At 43.6% G+C, this 18,638-nt stretch carries 16 protein-coding genes; 10 read left to right on the plus strand and 6 right to left on the minus strand.

Features of this window, described 5'->3' with window-relative positions:
* Positions 1-162: 162 nt before the first annotated feature.
* Genes QZY95_RS11195 through folE2 form a run of 3 tightly spaced genes read left to right on the plus strand, consistent with a single transcriptional unit; the run spans position 163 to position 2,044 of the window.
* A complete protein-coding gene (locus QZY95_RS11195; protein ID WP_290923467.1) occupies positions 163-828 on the plus strand; it encodes a 50S ribosomal protein L11 methyltransferase in 666 nt (221 codons plus the stop codon).
* A gap of 24 nt (positions 829-852) precedes the next feature.
* Positions 853-1,272, plus strand: coding sequence for a nickel-responsive transcriptional regulator NikR (gene nikR / locus QZY95_RS11200; RefSeq protein ID WP_160715420.1), 420 nt, complete (start codon positions 853-855; stop codon positions 1,270-1,272).
* Positions 1,265-2,044 carry a GTP cyclohydrolase FolE2 gene (gene folE2, locus QZY95_RS11205; protein WP_290923471.1) on the plus strand — a complete coding sequence of 260 codons (780 nt, stop codon included), beginning with the start codon at positions 1,265-1,267 and terminating at the stop codon, positions 2,042-2,044. The genes nikR and folE2 overlap by 8 nt, the downstream gene beginning before the upstream one ends.
* 164 nt (positions 2,045-2,208) lie before the next feature.
* On the opposite strand, the gene QZY95_RS11210 is transcribed toward folE2, so the two are convergent.
* The 3 genes from QZY95_RS11210 to QZY95_RS11220 form a co-directional block, all read right to left on the minus strand.
* Positions 2,209-2,748, minus strand: coding sequence for a ferritin-like domain-containing protein (locus QZY95_RS11210; RefSeq protein WP_290923473.1), 540 nt, complete (start codon positions 2,746-2,748; stop codon positions 2,209-2,211).
* A 115-nt stretch (positions 2,749-2,863) separates the two neighbouring features.
* Entirely contained in the window at positions 2,864-4,291 is a 1,428-nt protein-coding gene (locus QZY95_RS11215) for an aminopeptidase P family protein (protein ID WP_290923476.1), read from the minus strand.
* Positions 4,292-4,843: 552 nt separating this feature from the next.
* Entirely contained in the window at positions 4,844-6,193 is a 1,350-nt protein-coding gene (locus QZY95_RS11220) for a sigma-54 dependent transcriptional regulator (protein WP_290923478.1), read from the minus strand.
* 99 nt (positions 6,194-6,292) lie between these two features.
* Here QZY95_RS11220 and QZY95_RS11225 point away from each other — a divergent pair, with 99 nt between their 5' ends.
* Positions 6,293-7,210, plus strand: a complete 918-nt coding sequence (locus QZY95_RS11225) for a mechanosensitive ion channel domain-containing protein (protein WP_290923480.1) — start codon at positions 6,293-6,295, stop codon at positions 7,208-7,210.
* Between the two features lie 163 nt (positions 7,211-7,373).
* Here the strand turns inward: QZY95_RS11225 and QZY95_RS11230 are convergent, their stop codons facing one another.
* Positions 7,374-7,793 (minus strand): PPC domain-containing DNA-binding protein, encoded by a 420-nt coding sequence (locus QZY95_RS11230; RefSeq protein WP_290923482.1) that lies wholly within the window; start codon positions 7,791-7,793, stop codon positions 7,374-7,376.
* Between the two features lie 217 nt (positions 7,794-8,010).
* Here QZY95_RS11230 and QZY95_RS11235 point away from each other — a divergent pair, with 217 nt between their 5' ends.
* Positions 8,011-8,733 carry a FadR/GntR family transcriptional regulator gene (locus QZY95_RS11235; RefSeq protein WP_290923484.1) on the plus strand — a complete coding sequence of 241 codons (723 nt, stop codon included), beginning with the start codon at positions 8,011-8,013 and terminating at the stop codon, positions 8,731-8,733.
* Positions 8,734-8,943: 210 nt separating this feature from the next.
* On the opposite strand, the gene QZY95_RS11240 is transcribed toward QZY95_RS11235, so the two are convergent.
* Positions 8,944-9,798, minus strand: a complete 855-nt coding sequence (locus tag QZY95_RS11240; RefSeq protein ID WP_290923486.1) for a hypothetical protein — start codon at positions 9,796-9,798, stop codon at positions 8,944-8,946.
* Between the two features lie 460 nt (positions 9,799-10,258).
* Between QZY95_RS11240 and QZY95_RS11245 the strand changes: the two genes are divergently transcribed.
* From QZY95_RS11245 to QZY95_RS11260, 4 genes are all read left to right on the plus strand, one after another.
* Positions 10,259-11,995 (plus strand): putative sulfate exporter family transporter, encoded by a 1,737-nt coding sequence (locus tag QZY95_RS11245; protein WP_290923488.1) that lies wholly within the window; start codon positions 10,259-10,261, stop codon positions 11,993-11,995.
* A gap of 100 nt (positions 11,996-12,095) precedes the next feature.
* On the plus strand, positions 12,096-12,362 hold the full coding sequence (locus QZY95_RS11250; RefSeq protein ID WP_290923490.1) for a hypothetical protein: 267 nt from the start codon (positions 12,096-12,098) through the stop codon (positions 12,360-12,362).
* 229 nt (positions 12,363-12,591) lie between these two features.
* Complete coding sequence (locus QZY95_RS11255) at positions 12,592-15,015, plus strand: DUF3365 domain-containing protein (RefSeq protein ID WP_290923492.1); 2,424 nt, start codon at positions 12,592-12,594, stop codon at positions 15,013-15,015.
* A gap of 2 nt (positions 15,016-15,017) precedes the next feature.
* Complete coding sequence (locus QZY95_RS11260; RefSeq protein ID WP_290923494.1) at positions 15,018-16,433, plus strand: sigma-54 dependent transcriptional regulator; 1,416 nt, start codon at positions 15,018-15,020, stop codon at positions 16,431-16,433.
* A gap of 199 nt (positions 16,434-16,632) precedes the next feature.
* On the opposite strand, the gene QZY95_RS11265 is transcribed toward QZY95_RS11260, so the two are convergent.
* A complete protein-coding gene (locus QZY95_RS11265; RefSeq protein ID WP_290923496.1) occupies positions 16,633-17,010 on the minus strand; it encodes a ferredoxin-thioredoxin reductase catalytic domain-containing protein in 378 nt (125 codons plus the stop codon).
* 619 nt (positions 17,011-17,629) lie between these two features.
* Here QZY95_RS11265 and QZY95_RS11270 point away from each other — a divergent pair.
* A complete protein-coding gene (locus QZY95_RS11270; RefSeq protein ID WP_290923498.1) occupies positions 17,630-18,226 on the plus strand; it encodes a GDSL-type esterase/lipase family protein in 597 nt (198 codons plus the stop codon).
* Positions 18,227-18,638: the final 412 nt, after the last annotated feature.

Below are 18,638 nucleotides of genomic sequence, written 5' to 3' on the forward strand. Positions count from 1 at the left end.
TCTTGAAAGGTATAGTAGCGGGGATACGGAAAGGTCACAAGTGTGACTATGTTGGATGAAATTGCATATATCCGCATTTTGAAGCAGGTGTCTTTTGTAGACGGATGAAACAAGGTGCGCTATTGAACGTTTTTCTGCAAAACTCAATGGTAGTTTGGATTAATGAATCAACTTTCTGAATATACACCGCGTCTCGAAGTCCCGCTTTGCGGGCGCAACTGGACGCTGGACAGGGCTGCTGATCTGGAAACACTGTGGGAAAACATGGTGGAGGACGATCTTGATGCTGACGAGCGCCTTCCGTATTGGACAGAGCTGTGGCCGTCCAGTCTGGTTCTTGGTGAGCACCTCTACGCTCATAAAGACGAGATCGCGGGGAAGTGTTGTTTAGACATCGGCTGCGGTCTTGGATTAACTGCAATTGTTGCTTCATGGCTTGGAGCGCATGTTATTGCAATGGATTATGAGTTTGAAGCTCTGCGTTTTGCTCATAAGAACGCGGAACTGAATAACGTACCGCAACCTGTGTGGACATTAATGGACTGGCGTTATCCTGCTGTCCGTCCGCAATCTGTTGATCTTATGTGGGGTGGGGACATTATGTACGAGGTACGTTTTGTTGAGCCTGTTCTTGAATTTCTTGATCATTGCCTCGTACCCGGTGGTCGTGCCTGGGTGGCAGAACCCAATAGAAGTGTGTACAACGAGTTCAAGGCACAGCTTGATAAAAGGGGATGGAAATCCCGCAAATTGCTTACTGAAAAAACGTCGGCAATTTACGAGCAGCCATCGAAAGTAACTGTTAATCTTTGGGAACTCACCCGCTAGAATTACCGGGAATGTGGAGGACATATGGGACGTACAATCCGTTTCGGCGTATCCCTTGATTCCGAACTGTTAGAAAAGTTTGATGATTTATGTGAAGAGCGCTGCTACCAAACCCGCTCTGAGGCTATTCGTGATTTGATCCGTAATACCCTTGTACAGCAGGAGTGGGAGCAGGACGATAAAGAATTAGCAGGAACTCTGACGCTTGTGTACGATCACCATAAAAGTGATCTTGCGCAGCGACTTACTGAGATACAGCATGACGCGCATGATATGATTATTACATCAATGCATGTGCATTTAGATCATGACAATTGTCTGGAAGTTCTTGTTCTTAAAGGAAGCGGAGCTAAGATTAGAGCCTTAGCTCAAAGGCTGACCTCTACCAAAGGGGTTAAGCATGGTAAATTAAACTTAACTACAACAGGACAAGACATTGCCTAAGCAGCTACAAGATATCCAGATGAGCTCATCTGAGGTGGCAATTCCTATCGATAGTGTAGGGGTGAAAAATTTACGGGTTCCTCTTTCTGTGCGTGATCGCGAAAACGGTGCACAGCATACCGTAGCGCAGGTGGAAGTTGGGGTAGATTTACCGGCGGCTTTCAAAGGCACACATATGAGCCGCTTTGTTGAGTCGCTGGAAAGCTTTGGTGAAAAGCTGGACTACAATAGTCTGAAAGACTTGCTTGCGCAGATTCAGGAACGTCTCAGCGCTCGTAACGCTTTTATTTCTTTTACGTTCCCATATTTTATGTCACTGCCGTCACCGGCCACAAAGCGTACTAGTCGCATGGATTACGAAGTAACGCTTACAGGAGCACTTGAAGACGAAGAAATGAGCTGCATGCTCGAAGTCTGCGTGCCGGTAATGACAGTGTGTCCATGTTCCAAAGCTATTTCTGATGAAGGTGCTCATAGCCAGCGTGCTGAAGTACGTCTTCAGATAAATATGAATGGCTTTGCATGGATTGAAGAATTTATCGAAATTGCTAATAACTCAGGTTCATCTCCAGTATATTCTCTGCTCAAACGCGAAGATGAAAAGTATGTAACTGAGAACGCATTTGCTAATCCTACTTTTGTAGAGGATGTTGTGCGTGCGGTTGCAAAACAGCTTAGCGATCATGAAAAAATTGATTGGTACCGGGTGGAAGTGGAAAGCTTCGAATCCATCCATAACCACAGTGCCTACGCTGTGATCGAAAGCCGTTAATTCAAACAAGACGGTTCAGCTTCACAACAGCGCCAGTTTTTAGAGTACGTAAAAAGGGTTGTTCTACGATTGTAGAACAACCCTTTTTTACGACGTAATACGTTCTGCCGATGTGTGGAATAGGCTGGTGTGGCGTATTCTCAATACATCTTGAGAAGGTGTTGTTACTCTCCGCTACCGGAAACGGCAAAGCCTTGGTCTGCGAGTCCTGTGGATGCCGGAGTGCCTGCTATTTTACTTAAGAAAACATCACCGAGCTTTTCAATATGCCCAGAGATGGAATCAAAGTAGTTATAGTGCATTTGCTCTTCTTCGATGATTGTTTCAAAGATTTTCTGGCTAACACTGTCGCCATTATCTCTACAGACCATTAGGAACTGGTTGTACTGTTCGATAGTGTCATCTTCCTGATCAGCATCAAATGTAAAGATGCGATCCACAGCTTGTTTGCGTTCAACCGGACAGCAAAGTTCAGCCGTTGGTTCACCGCCAAGTTCTTTGACGCGTTCTGCAAACATTTCCGCATGACGCATTTCATCAAGTGCAATAAGCTTAACTTGCTTAGCCAGTTCACCGTAATCCATGTCATCCAGACCGTAGTGCTGGTTCATGTATTGTGTAATGGCATGCAGTTCCATGCTTCGGGCTTTGTTCAGAACTTCAATAACTTTTTTCCGACGGGCATCTTTGTCAGATTTACTCATGCAGTCTTCTCCTGTGTCTTTATAGAAAGGTCAGCAGGCTGACGCGATCAATTGTGCTGTTTGGAGAAGACTGTAGCGCAGAATTTACCTTTGCGGCTATGATAGTCAATTACTGCTATCTATTCTGAAACATCCGTTGAGAACATGCGTGCATTCGTCCTTCAATGCCCGCAATCGTCTTTGGAATCTGTTGCCCGAGAACTCTGTGTCCATCACGGGAAATGTAAATATCATCTTCAATGCGAATGCCGCCAAACTCGCTGAACTGTTTAGCAGTATCGAAGTTGATGAATTCTTTACAGGTGCCTTCAGACTCCCATTGATCCATAAGTGCCGGAATGAAGTAGCAACCCGGTTCAACCGTGACAACAAAACCACGCTCTAGTTTTCGAGCAAGTCGAAGGCCGCGAAGCCCGAATTGTTCTGAACGAGTAATGGTTTCATCATATCCTACAAAGTCTTCACCAAGCCCTTCCATGTCATGTACATCCAGCCCGAGCATATGCCCCAGTCCGTGCGGGAAGAATAGGGCATGAGCGCCGGCATTAACAATATCCTCAACATTGCCCTTTAATATACCGAGATCACGGAGACCGGAGGCAATGGTCGTTGCGGCAGTCATATGACAGTCAATAAAGGGGACATCTGGAGCACATTGAGAAATAGCTGCTTCCTGTGCTGCTAAAACGATAGAGTAAACATCTCGCTGCTGGTCTGTGAATGTGCCTGCAACAGGGAAGGTACGTGTAATATCTGAAGCGTAATGGTTGTCGGATTCAGCTCCTGAGTCGATCAATAACAGATCACCGGAATGGAGCATATGTGTGTAGTCGTGGTTATGTAAGATTTGTCCGCGACCGGTGCAGATTGGAGTAAAAGAGGCTCGTGAACCCGCAAGGGCGAGTGTTGATTGTAGGATGGACGCGATTTGTCTCTCAGAAGCTCCGGGGCGTGCTGCGGAAAGAGCATTGGCGTACATTGCATAGGACGTTTCGAGAGCCTGTTCAATTTCCATTACTTCTTCAATGGATTTGATAGAGCGTAGTGCAACGACTTCTTTAATGAACGGCGTAGAGATAAAATTATTTACCTCCATAACACCACAATCCAAAAGTTGTACAAGGCGCATTCTGGTGTCTGCTCGATAGACAGGAAGAATATGAATTGGACGTTGTTTTTTTCTGGCTTCACTCACCATGTGTGAAAGGGTGTTTTCAGAACCATACTTATCAGCTCCGCATCGAGCCGCGAGTTCTTCTGGGGTAGCCATTGCCCCTGACCAGATGATGTCATCCATTGAAAAACCTTGGTCAAAGTACCAGGATTCCCCTGAGTCCAGATCAATAACACCGGTCAGACCTTCATGGTCATGTCCAAAAAAGTAGAGAAAGGATGAGTCCTGACGGAACGGGTATGCGTTGTCTGTGTAATTCATAGGGGAAGAAGCGTTACCCGGAAACAGCAGCAGACCTTTTTCACCACGCTCTGTAAGACGAGCGCATAATTTTTTTCGTCGCTCAACGTAGGTAGCAGCAGAAAACATGAAGCCTCCATTTTTCTTGTGTATGCGTAGAACACAAGCAGTACAGGGAATGGGAAAAGTGTTGTGGTGCAAAGGTTATATACGCTTATATGGTATTTGAAAATCAAAAAAGGCTTCATGACGCGCTGACGTCATGAAGCCTTTTCTGTTCCAGTGCCGAATGATGGATGGTGGTGGAAGAGGAGGTGGGTCCTCCGTGCGACACTGAAACCCTAGTGAGAGGAGCACTATGTGTGGATCAACGTAATTCGGTTGCCGACGAGTTACGTTTCTGGATAGACAAATTGGAGGAGGTCCAAATGAGCCTAGTTACTGTTCACTTGGATATATCCAAATGCCGTGCCAAAACCCGCAAAACACGTAAGCGCTTGAAATGTAAAGATAATAAAATTTTGATAATTAAGTAGTCAAAAAATAAAAGCGTTGCATAGTGCAACGCTTTATAGGCAGGTAATTGAAAACCGCTGTCATTTAGGGGAATGCGGGCATTCGTTGCGTTTTGCAACGCGTTGCAAAACGCAACGGGGTGGATATCAAAGTAATTTACTGATTTTACAAAGAATACTTTTTTAATTTACGCCACAGGGTTGCACGGTCGATGCCAAGTATTTTTGCAGCGGTAGCTTTATTGCCATCAACGCTATTTAGTACTTGGGTGATATGTTCCTGCTCTACATCAGCAAGCGTGCGGTGGGCATTGTTTATTACAGGCTTATGTTTTGCCTTTGTTCCTTTGGAAAATTCTTGAGGCAGATGATTGAGATGTATAGTTCCGCTATCACAAAGAACAACAGCACGCTCAATAATGTTTTCCAATTCACGTACATTACCCGGATAAGAATGTCGCATAAGCGCAAGAAGGGCATCTTCAGAGAGTCCGTTCACTTCTTTACCGAACGTTTTGCAGTATTTTTCCATAAAGAAGTTACAAAACAATGGAATATCATCAGGGCGTTCTCTTAATGCAGGAAGACGCAATGTGAAGACGTTAAGGCGGTAGAACAAGTCTTGCCGAAACTGATCTTTTTCAACCAGTTTTTCGAGGTTACGGTGGGTCGCGGCAATAACACGTACATCAATAGATATATCTGATGTGCCGCCGACACGCGTGATGGTTCTCTCTTGAAGAACACGCAACAGCTGAACCTGCATATTTACAGGCATTTCACCTATTTCATCGAGTAGTAATGTACCGTTGTTCGCGGCTTCAAAGATACCTTCTTTGGTTGACTGGGCACCGGTGAAGGCTCCTTTTTCATGTCCGAAAAGTTCATTGGCGAGTAGCTCAGCACTGAATACACCGGCATTAATAGCGTAAAATCGTTTGTGCGCCCGAGAGCTCAGCTTGTGGATCATTTTAGCTACCATCTCTTTACCGGTTCCTGTTTCACCTTGGATAAGTACGGTACAATCGAGTGGAGCAATTCGGGCAATTTCTTTCTTCAGTTCCTGCATTGCAGCACTTTTTCCGATGAGTGTCGGCATAGTCTGCTGTTTTTGCAAGATTTGGCGAAGCTCTTTAACTTCAGACTGAAGGAGACTTTTTTCCATGGCCTTTTCAATAATGACAAGAAGGTCAGCGGGATTTTCCGGCAGTGATAAAAAGTGGAATGCTCCCATCTGCATTGCGCGCACGGCAGCATCAACACGCGCTGAGCGGGAAACTAGAATAACTTCAGTTTCAGGCGTGTTTGCTTTGATGGATTTGAGCAGATCCTGTTTTTGTGCGTGATGGTCTTCAAGACCGGCAATGACCACTGCAAAATGCTCTTTTGCAAGTGTGGAGCGGGTCTCATCATGGTTGTGAACATGAAGCACGTCATACCCTGCTGTCTTCAGGATTTCAGGAAGTGCAGCAAGTGAACCGTTGTCTTTATCTACTACTAAAATATTGCGTCGCATATCTTTAGAAAAATAGTGGAGAGTGCGTCATAGGTCAACGCCTATGTACCGGCTCGGAAAGAAGTTGCGCATGCTGTCCTGTAAGGCTAATATGACTGTATGCTTAAAGAGATACTCATATACTTACAAAACCTTCCGGTCATAACTATTCTTACGGCACTTTTTGGTGTGCTTACCATTTTATGGGCAAAGAAAAAGATTGACCAGACGGAGTCACAGCGTCAGCAGCGAATTTCAGCATTAAATCAGTTTCAGGCAAAAAACACTGATTCGCCTGTTGATAGACCAAACAGACGGGCACGTAAAAGAGCGATGGAGTCAATTGAGAGCAGGTTCTCAATTATCCGTCGCATTTCTTTATTTGTTCTTGTACTTCTTTGGGTCATGGCTCTCGTTTTTCCACACATAGGAAGTATTCCTAAAACATATATTTCAGTGATTGCGGCTTCTATTGGTGTGGTTGTGGGTATTATGGCGCGGCCTTTGATCGAAAATACCATAGCGGGAATGGTTATTTCTTTTTCACAACCTTTTCGAGTGAATGATACGGTTACGGTGGATGGGCATTATGGAACTATTGAAGATATTACAATGATCCATACTGTGTTGAAGCTTTGGAATTGGCAGCGGGTTATTTTTCCTAACAGCATGATGCTGTCACAAAAAGTTATTAACTACACTAAAACAGATCGTTACCAATGGGTAAACATAGAATTTCTTGTTTCATATGATTGCGATTTAGACCAAGTGGAGCGGTTGGTGAAACGCCAAGTAGTAAATTGTAACCACTTTGCTGACTATGAAGACCCAAGATTTTGGGTGATTGGAATGGAAGAGCGAAGTTTCAAGTGCTGGGTTGTCGCGTGGGCAGATAATCCGCCTGCAGCATGGGAACTTGGACATGAAATTCGTTCTAAGATTATTAAGGTGTTTCGTAAAAACAATATTAATGCTTCAAAGGTTGAATTTCATCTTTCATCCGAAAATGTTGAGTTTCGGGATAGGCAGGTTCAATAGTTATGTCACTACGTACAGGGAGTGATTGTCCCTGAATTTACGTAAGTATAAAAATAGAAGTGATAAATAAGTAACGCCTGTTGTTTGCAGCACTAAAAAGAGCTGTTAAAACAACAGGCGTTTTGCGTTAGGCAGTCAGTAGGTGACCCTAAGTGGAATCAATTTAAAACTTAAGTAGATTTAGCCCAATGGTTTCGCTGAATTCTCGATCAACAAAACCATCAACAATATCAATCCAGATTTCCGCTGTAGCGCTTACTGTTGCAGCGTTCAAATGACCTCCGAAGGCGTTGTGCTCTATATCTGCGAGTGTTGCGTGCAAATGTAGGTATACTTCGTTATTCATTTGAGAAACGTTGCCTGTCAGATTTGTAATTTCAAAATCTTTTTCCAGTGTAGTGGAAAAGTATTCTTTGGTTACCGGATTGAATAATCCGACAGTTGCCTTGTTTACTGCACCTATTCCAGAAATAATACCAAGTGGAATTTCCTCTTTGGTGCAGATTTCGGTTAAAGCCGAAACTACTTCGTCTCCCGGATCAAGCCTGATGAGTAGTCTTGAATCATATCGCAGGTATTCCATATTGGTTCTCCTGTTAGTGATTAGGGGTTACGGTGCATAGTGTGTCACTTTAATTCGCAATGATTTAAGTTTATTGGATGGCGTAAACATCAGAACATCTGATGTTTGATTTAAATTAAGAATGTTTTACTTTTTTGTCAATATAACGAGAGGTGGGGATTTTTTTGAGCAAAGGAACTTGCTTGAATGTCCTTCATAATTTTTTTATTACGAAAATATGAATGCAAAATCAGGTAAAATTCAACGTAAGCGTCTAAGCGATCAAGTCATAGAAAGTTTAATTAATATGATCGCTGGAGGTAAACTTAAGCCTGGAGATAAGCTTCCTCCTGAACCGCAGCTTATGGAGCAGCTTGGGGTTGGAAGAAGTTCGATTCGAGAGGCAATAGGTGCTCTTGAGTTGATAGGCGTACTTGTTGTTCGTCCCGGGGATGGGACGCGTATAACCGACTCTACAGATAGTATTCAGTCAAAAGCTGTTGGTTTATCTTTGTTGACTATCGGAAAAGAGAAAGTGCACGACTTGGTCGAGACTCGCATGGAACTTGAGCAAACAATTGCAATGTATGCTGCTGAACGAGCCACAGCCGAAGATATAGAGAATATTTCTCACCAGCATAGAAAGTTGATTCAGGCAAAAAAGAACGGGCGAAAGCTGATTACAGCTGACCTCGAATTTCATAAAGCTATAGCGCAGGCGTGTCATAATAGTATTATGATGAAATTTTTCTGCGAAATTTATGAACCTGTAAGGCTTTGGATGGAACAAAAAGCAAGATTTGACTGGGGATTTGATCAAGTAGAAGAGGAGCATGATCGAATTGCGAAAGCTATAGCATCTGGTGATTCAAAGGCAGCAAGGTCGTTGATGAAAGTGCATATTGAACGAGCTGGAAACAAATTGGTTAGAGCCATGAGTGATAGCAATATTGATACGTAACATGCTTGTTTTATTTGTATCCCCTTGAAATTGTCGTTTGAGGGGGAATGTGATGTAAAATCCGCCTGTTGTTTGCAGCACCAAAAAGAGCTGTTAAACAACAGGCGTTTTCTATTTAGACTGTCGAGAGAGTTCCTTTTGTGGGTGGAGGGCAGAGTGCTTTTCGCCGAAGGTATTAAAAAAAGCTGCCGTGATGGGCAGCTTTTATAGTTAGGATGATGTGATGACGATTTTTGAAGCATCATTTGGATTTTGTAGTAAGAAGACAAAAAGTAACTGCCCGAGCGGCACACTTTCTCCCTCTGGGAAGCCAAATTTAAATGACAGCTTTTTTTCACCTTCAACAAAGCTTTTAAGATCTGCCTGATAGTTAACCGCTGGTACTTTTTGGAGCTCTTTTTCAGCTGCTGCAATCTGGGCATCACCAATATTATTCGCCGCTAGGAGCTTTTTAATACCACCGTTGTTTGCAAAAGTAACCGCAACGGATTTGAGGGAGATATTCTGCGCAACCATCCGTTGGTCTAGCGATTTAACATCGTTCATGACTTTAAGAAATTTGGGGGTAAGTTCTAAAGCCATTGAAGATGTAGCACTTCCCATTTCAGGAATTTCAAAGAATGTTGTTGTATCGAGATTGGTATCAGTAAGTGTAGAGGAACCAGAAATATTTAGGGTTACTTCGTCAGCTCCGTATTGTTTGGCAGCGGAACCCAAAAGAGGGAGGTGAATTCCGGAACACTCAATATTAGTTTTCCCCTGATTCAAATCCTGATTGATGATTGTAGAAAGAGAAGGAATTTTCGAAACAGAGACTGAATCGATAGTAATATCTTGATTGGACTCTTGGTTTCCACGTTCCCTAATAATGATGTCATTGTAATCAATAGAAAATACACCGGCATCAATTCGTTGGCAGGTGACTTCTATTTGATCAGTATTAATGTCATTAAGAAAGTTTTGTGCAGTCTCTTTGTTTTTCTGGATAAGAGTAAAAGCTCCTAGTGCAATACAAGTAGAGAGGACTAGAAGAACAATAAGCGATATTTTTTGTTTGGAAGACATAATGTACCTTAGAAGGTGAATGTTAGTATGTGAAAATGAGTAAATATTTACTTGTAGCGTTAGTAATAAAGAGCCTTAGTGTCCAGTGAGAAGATAGTAAAAGGGTCACTATTTATATTTTCAGAGAAAGATTTTCGAGAGTAAACCTGAGATTAGTAAAGAGTTGAAACAAGATTGTGGTGCAAAGTTAAGTTTGCAACTTGGTAACTTATTGTTTTTATTTATATTACTTTTGGCTTGTTTTTGGAAAAGTTTCAATCTCATGTAAACTCAAGTATGCACATTTTAATTTACGAGATCGTTCAAAGAAATTGTATTTCTTTAACATGTTGAATTTGAATGTATTTTTCTTTGTGAAAAAAGTGGCATCCTCCTTGCTAGTTGTCTACCAAACCTGCGGGTTTTGTTCGTGGGGTGTTTAGATGACAGAAGTGCCAAGTTGCAAAGGAGGAAATGCATAATGGCTGAAGAAAAAAATATCGTGGTAGATGAGGGTAACTCCAGTATCTCCGATTTATGGCTGAAAGAAGACTATTGGGCGATTTGGCTCGGCGCTCTTATTTTGCTTGTTGGTAGTTTTATCTACTTCAACAACCCGCCAAAAGACCTTGATGCTAAAATTGCGAATGCAAACAGCATCATGCAGGAACAGGCTGAATACGCACCATTCAAGACTGTTGCTTACTATGACGCACAGGATACTAAAGGTAAACTTAAGGCTACCGGCTCTCCAATTGGTAAAACAATTAAGAACTGGACCAGCAAGCCTAAAAAGTGGAGCACTAACCCACTTGATGCGTTCTACATGGATCAGGCTGCTGCCGATGCATTAAATGCTAAAAACAAACCTAAGTACGATGCTGCTGCTGCCAAAACAAAAGCATCTAAAATGGCTGCTTTGACTGCTCAGGAAGCTGCTGCACAGGCTTCCTTTAAAAATGCTGCATTGAATGACGAAGCTATTTCTAAAATCGCTACATGGCGTAAAGATCGTCAGGCATCCAGCAAAGCTAAAAAGAAAATTAAACATAAGCCTTACAACTTATTCCCATCCTTGATCGGACTCTGCCTTGCAATGGCACTTCTGTTCTCCGTGGGTATCAAAGTTATGGGTAAAGACGCTGGTGGATTCCTTAAAGGCTTCTTCGCAGTATTTGCTGTGGGTGTTATTGCGTACCTCATGGGGTACCAGTCCACAATGAAGCATTACGGTATCGGTTACGCAGCATGGGCTATCGCTATAGGTATGCTTATTGCGAATACCGTCGGTACTCCTAAATGGATCAAGCCTGCTCTTGAAGTTGAATACTTCATTAAAACAGGTCTCGTACTTCTCGGTGCTGAAGTTCTCTTCAGTAAAGTTATCGCGATCGGTGTTCCTGGTATCTTCGTAGCATGGGTAGTTACCCCTGTTGTTCTGATCTCTACATTCATCTTTGGTCAGAAAGTAATTAAGATGCCGTCTAAAACTCTTAACATGGTAATTTCTGCTGACATGTCCGTGTGTGGTACTTCTGCTGCTATTGCTACCGCTGCTGCATGTCGTGCGAAAAAAGAAGAACTTACTCTTTCAATCGGTCTTTCCCTCGTGTTTACTTCCATCATGATGATCGTGATGCCTGCGGTAATTAAAGCAACCGCAATGCCACACGTTCTCGGTGGTGCATGGATGGGTGGTACCATTGACGCAACTGGTGCTGTAGCTGCTGCTGGTGCATTCCTTTCTGAGAAAGCAATGTTCGTAGCTGCTACAATTAAAATGATTCAGAACGTACTTATCGGTGTAACTGCATTCGGCGTAGCTGTTTACTGGTGCACCAAAGTTGAATGCGAAGCAGGCAAGAAAGTCGGCTGGATGGAAATCTGGCACCGCTTCCCTAAATTCGTAATCGGCTTCGTAATTGCTTCTGTGATTTTCTCCACCATCTACACCTCCCTTGGTTCCGACGCAGGTTTTGCGATGGTTGACCATGGTGTAATCCGCGGTTTCTCTAAAATCTTCCGCGGCTGGTTCTTCTGCCTCAGCTTTGCAGCAATCGGTCTTGCTACTAACTTCCGTGAGCTTGCTGGCTACTTTAAAGGCGGCAAACCGCTTATCCTGTACGTATGCGGTCAGTCCCTCAACCTCGCGTTGACACTTACCATGGCGTACATCATGTTCTACGTGGTCTTCCCAGAGATCACTGCGAAAATCTAAAGCATACTCCGCGGGGGAGACTGAGAGTCTCTCCCGCACTTGAGTAAACAAAAAATTTTCACCCTCTCCGGTGCAACTACACCGCATAAGGAATGGGATTATGACAATTAATAAGACAAGCGCAGCCTACAGATGGACCAAATTTTTCGCTGGCCTCGCAATTTTTTGGTCATTCACGTACGTGATTTGTCCTGCTATTACCGCAAGTTCAGATGATTTTGCTACGATGGCAAAATTTATTGACGATAGCGGGATTGAAACCGGTGAGTTTTTCTACACAGATATCGAAGTCTGCGGCGAAGCGGACTTAGGTGCCCGTTCAACCTTCGAGCATATGCCCCGCTCGATGGATACAACTCCAAAGTAGAGCTTTCTTGGCTTGTTTATTGTCTGGACCCCGTAGTGCACACCTGCGGGGTCTTTACGTTTTTTAACGGGGAAGCTTTTTATCCCGAAAACAGCGTGTTTTGAGGTGTTGTAGCCCCATAGATTCTGCGCTACGGTGCTTTTTCTAAAAGCGCTGCAAACAAAAGTTTGCAGGCACAAAAACGCTGTGATGTTGATCACCAGTGTTAAAGTCGGAGACACATATCTGTATGCTTTTTCGTAAACCGTATTCGTTGCAAAAGCAGTTCTTAAGTGGACTTGCTGTGGCATCACTTGTACTCGGGATAATTTTTGCTATCGGGTTCTACATCCATATGCGCACGGTGCTTGAGGATGAAGTTGAGGCAAAAGCTACCCTAACATTTACACAGGTAGATGCTGTGCAGAATTACGTGCGAAAAGTGCTGCGTCCTAAAATGTATGAGATGATCCCTGATACCTTTATTATCGAGGCGATGAGCTCTTCATACATTTCTCGAAGTGTCATGGAGCACTTTAAGGGGGAGGATGGATATCTGTACCGACGAGTTGCAATTAACTCCCGAAACCCTGAGTTTGAAGCAAATACTCTGGAACGGGGTTTTGTAGAGCATTTTCGTGAACATCCCACTAAGAAGATGTGGAAAGGCTATAAAGATATTGCAGGGCAGCGATATTACGTAATGGCACGTCCAGTGACCTATGTGGATAGCTGTATGCGTTGCCACGGTGATATCAACGATGCACCGATCGAAGTCGTAAACCAGTATGGCAAACGTGGCTTCAATAAAGAGGTTAATTCTATTGGCGGGGTGGACTTGGTAGGCATTAATGTCATGGCAAGTCTGAGTCAGTTGCAGAAAACTATTATTGGCTACTTTGCATTTTTTGTAGTGGGCGCGATTGTTTTCTTTTCTACAACTAATGTGCTTTTTAAGGTGCTGGTTGTTGATAATATTAAAAGAATTTCCACTGTGTTCCGTAAAAACCTTGAAGAAACGGGTGGCACAGATCTGTTGGATAACATTGCAGAGCAGGATGAGATTGAAGAGCTTGAATCCGGTCTGCTTGAGTTGAATAACCATCTGTTCTCAGCAAGAGCACAGTTAAAAGAGTATGCAGAGAATCTGCGTACGATGGTTGATGAACGGACACAGGAATTGACGCATGAGGCACTTGAGCGTCGTTCTGACGTTGCTTTGTTTATTACCATGCTGTCTCTTATGCAGAAAAGTCGTTCTCGCGGGGAACTGTTAAATCTTGCTATGCCAGAAATTGGCAACCGCTTCCGCGCAACTACAGTTACATATATCTGCACCTTTGCATCGAATAACAGTTATTCATGGCCAAGCGGGGCAGAAGCGCAAAGGCTTCCTGACAACTGGCTGGATGTTATTACAGAGACCGGTATTAAATTTGAAGATAACCGAATTATTATCGCTGTCGAGTCCAGTGCAGGTAACGCCGAAGGGCTGTTGATTCTGTACTGGGATGACCCGCGCTATGTGGCGTTACAAGATCATGGCTTGATGCGTGCTCTTGGACGACAGCTTGGTGCAGCGGGAGAAAACCTTGTTGCAGTAGATAATATGATGCGACAGATGCAGACTTTGCAAACCATTGTTGAGGGAATTACAGATCCTCTGGTTTTGATGGATGCCTCATGTAATATTCTGACCGCGAATCAGGCTGCGTGTAATTTGTCTGCTGAATTCACAGGTGGACGTGATACCAGTGGTAATATCTTATCGTTGCTTTCAGATTACAACGCAGCGGATGGTTGCTCAATGCAGCTTGCCCTTTCCAGAAAGGTACCGTTTGTTGACGAAGTTATTGTTGATGATTCGCGTACCTTTGCCATGGGGATTTATCCGGTAATTCAAGGAAACAATCTGCCGGACAGGGTTATTGTTCACGTCCGTGAAACCACTCGTGAAAAGCGGATGCTCGCTCAGATGCAGCAGCATGAGAAGCTTGCAACAATTGGTAAGCTTGCTGCAGGACTTGCCCATGAAATTAACAATCCGCTTGGGGTTATTCTTTGTTACGCTGAATTGCTGAAGGGTGATGCAGAGGGTGCTCAGCAGAATCAGGACATTGATATCATTCTTCGCCATACACGCCATGCACAGCGAGTGTTGCGTGACCTGTTGGACTTTGCGCGCCCGAAAGTCAGTCGTAAAGGTATCTCTGATATTGCTCAGGTCGTGCAAAATGTTACAGAAGTTTTCTCTGTTCAAGCCGCGTCAAAGAGCGTTCAGCTTACCTCCTCAGTCTCTGAAGAGAATGTATTTGCTGCAATGGGTGAACAGGAGCTTGAACAGGTTCTTTCTAACCTTGTACTTAACGCTCTTGATGCAGTTGAAGAAAGTAAGGGGCATATTCACTTAGCGGTTATCAAAGAAACAGAACATGTCGTAGTAACTGTTGAGGATAACGGAGAGGGGATTTCTCCGGAGAATATGCATAGAATTTTTGATCCGTTCTTTACTACCAAGGGGCCCGGCTCCGGTACAGGTCTCGGGCTGGCAATTGTGTACGGTATGGTAACCGACCTTGGTGGAAAGGTTGAGGCTTCAGCCAGCGATGAGTTTGGCGGAGCAAAATTTGTTGTGCAGCTTCCGGTTGCAACATCATGTGACCTTGGAGAATAGTCGTGGAACAAACTGGAATGAAACAAACAATTCTGCTCGTTGATGATGAGCAAGATTTTGCACGCGGGTTAGAACGTCTGCTTGAACGTAAGTTTCCAAATCTCGATATACAATTAGCTCATACGGGCGAAGCTGCTCTCGATGTTTTGAAATCAACCCACGTGGACATTATGCTTACAGATATGCTGATGCCGGGGATGACTGGTATGGATTTGCTCCCGCTTGCCTTAGAGCAGCGTCCAGATCTTTCAATGGTTATGCTTACTGCTCATGGAACCATTGAAACTGCGGTGCAAGCCGTCAAAAACGGTGCGTACGACTTTTTGACCAAACCTGTTGAACCAGCAGAGCTTTTTCGTGTTGTAGAGAAAAGTCAGGAACGTGCGAACCTGATGAATGAAAATAAGCAGTTAAGAGAGCAGGTGCGTTCCTTCGGAGCTTCAGGAGAACTTATTGGTGAATCTCCCGCTATGCAGCAATTGAAGCTTTCCATTCAGGCGGTGGCACATTCTGACTATACTGTTCTTGTCCGCGGGGAGTCCGGAACAGGAAAAGAAATGGTTGCCCGCATGATTCATCAGCTCAGCACTCGCTGCGATAACAATTTTTTAAGTGTAAACTGCCCGGCGATTCCAGAACAGCTGTTAGAAAGTGAACTGTTTGGACACGTAAAGGGAGCGTTTACCGGCGCAGATAAAGATCACAAAGGGCTTTTTGCTACAACGGACGGCGGCACCCTCCATCTGGATGAAATTGGCGATATTTCGTTTCAGGTTCAGACGAAACTTTTGCGGGTACTGCAGGAGGGTGAGGTACGCCCAGTTGGTGCAAACCATAACGAACACGTGAATGTGCGCGTTGTTGCCTCGACAAATCAGGAGCTTGAAAAGCGCATTCAGGATAAAGATTTCCGAGAAGATCTTTATTACCGTTTAAACGTACTTACAGTAACCATTCCGCCTCTTCGTGAACGAGTTACGGATATTCCGCTACTTACCCATCATTTTCTTCGTCAGTCGTGTAAAGAAATGGGGTTGCCGGAAAAAAGTATTGCACCGGATGTGCTCACATTTCTTTCCACAAAACAGTGGCAAGGGAACGTGCGTGAGTTGCAAAACTATGTGCGTCGTCTGACAGTTTTCTGCTCTGGAGACAGCGTAGATATGAGTGTTGTCCGATTAGTGGACAGCGGCACATTACCGACTTCAGCAGTCGCAGAGCATGGGGCAGCTAATTTGACACAGTACAAGGAAGCAAAGAATAAGGTTATCGATGACTTTACTCAGGCGTATGTGTCTGATTTGTTGAAAAACACTCAAGGGAATATTTCTGAGGCAGCTCGTGTTTCTGGTTTATCACGTGTAGCACTTCAGAAAATTTTAGCACGTCTCAATATGGACGCGGCAAGTTTTCGATAAAAGTGACTTGCAACGCAATAGTCCTTGTTGCAAAGTAAAAGGGCTTTTACGGCAGTATTGTCTGCCTGATCATATGGTTTGCAGGCTCCTGTCATCGGTGACGGGAGCCTCTTTTTTGGTTTAAAACAAGTGGTACAAAAAAAGTCCCCTGCAAGTGCATGCCTGCAGGGGACTTTTATCATCAATGAAAAAGAAATTTCTATTTTGGCGCTTTGTACTTTTCCGGTGCTGGATCTTTGATAACACCGTAGGTTGCAATGCCTTCATGATCTTCAGGAAGGTGCTCAGTTACAGGCATGCCGTCTTCGTTAACAAAAAGCATACAGTGGCAGTACTTGTATTTTTTCATATCCTCACATGGGCAAAGCCATGTACGGTGCTTAATCTCTTCTGCTTTGTCCGGGTAAAAACGGCACGGGCAGAGTGGTTTACCCAGAGTTTCAATGTTGTGCGCAAGGCCGGTTACTACTGCGTCAGTGACTTCAGCCATTGAGTGGGTGGTCAGTCCTGTTTTGGTGCAGTACTTTTCAACATAGTTGCGCACACGTTTAAGATGTTCTTCTGTTGGTTCGCTCATTTTGGTGTCCTGAAAATGGATTTGGCGGGATGTTTCCCCGATAAATTTGGTAAGTATTTTGTGGTGCGCTGTCAAGGGTAGAACGCTGTTGGAACCTGTTTGAATTCCAAGAATATTTCATAATGTCCTGTAAAGAAACATATCTTGAATTTTGTTACAAACTTGCATCATTTTCTACGCTGAATGCCTTCTTTTTTAGTATGAATTTGCGGTGTAAATTTCTTTACGCTAAGATAAAGTACAGTTGCAGATAGTGTTTTGTATCATTGTGTGTAGTACTAATGCAGTGCAGAGTGGTACTCTAAAAATGAAAGGTGTGTGGAAGTCGCATTGCAGCAACTTTTCTGTAACATCGCTATCAAGAACAAAAAAAGCGTATATTGAATTGCTCTTGCTAGACAATTGATTGAGAATAGCGTTAACTACAGTATCGGGAAGTCCCCACTGTGTAATCTTTCGGCTCATTCTTTGCGCATTATGCATCATGCATGGTGGCGATTAACAGTAGCCGCAGTTATGCAGAGGGAAAAGTCTCTATACACCTATGGCAGTACGTGCTGAATAATTTGGATAGGCACTGCGCTAATTCTATAGAAGTAGTTTCGGAACAGGAGAGAGTATGAAAACATTTTTCTTTTTTGGCGACTCGTTAACTCTCGGTGTGAACGATCCATCGTTACGCGGATGGATAGGCCAACTTTGTCTGGTGTCCGGCGTTCCGGTTCCTCCTGCTACATTTTACAACATGGGAGCACGTAAGCACTCCAGTGCTGCTATTGCTAAACGTTGGAAGTCTGAAGTAGAGGCTCGTCTTATTCCAGAAAGTAAGCCACGCCTTCTTTTTTCGTTTGGTGTTGTTGATATGGCAACTCCATCGGGGCAGCAAAACGTATCAACAGAAGCGTCTGTTGAAAATGCGCGCAATATTTTAGTTGAAGCTGTTGAAACTTACGGAAAGAAGAATGTAGTTATGGTAAGCCCGTTCCCTGTTGTCAATTTGGAGCATAGAGAACGTATTGGTAAGCTTTCCGAGGCGTATCTTGATATGTGCGCGGACTACGATATTTCCTATGTGGATATTTATTCAAGACTGGCAACACACGAACCATATTTAAATAATCTATCTGACGGTATTCACCCAGATGCAGACGGAAACGCAATTATTGCTGATATTCTTCATGAACATGAACATATTGTGTTGTGGATGAACAGTTAATATCTGGACGTTCGACGGGTGCTTCGTTTTGCCGTCCGGCAAGCCCGTATGTAATGTATAAAAGGCTGCGCAGTTGCGCAGCCTTTTTTTGTTGAGCTTCTTCGACCAACATAAGTGAGGAAGTTCCTTCTGTGTTTTGCAATTTTTTATTAAAAAACAGATTGAATTATGATTAGAAACAGAATGTCTCATGATTAACTGTTTGAAAAAACAAATCTTGTTTGTTTATATAAAAAAAATTCATGAAGAAGGTTAATTCTTTGAATTTTACTTTGTAGGTGGTGAGGCATAGACATGTCTCAACGGAGGGAAACGAGATGAAATACGTAATCAGTGCTTGGAAAAAATTAGAAAATGCTTTGGTAGACGCAACATTCGCAGAAGTTGGTTGCGGAACCTATTGTACTTGCTG

Origin of the sequence: Halodesulfovibrio sp. (assembly GCF_015482765.1) — a bacterium.
Lineage (GTDB): Bacteria > Desulfobacterota > Desulfovibrionia > Desulfovibrionales > Desulfovibrionaceae > Halodesulfovibrio.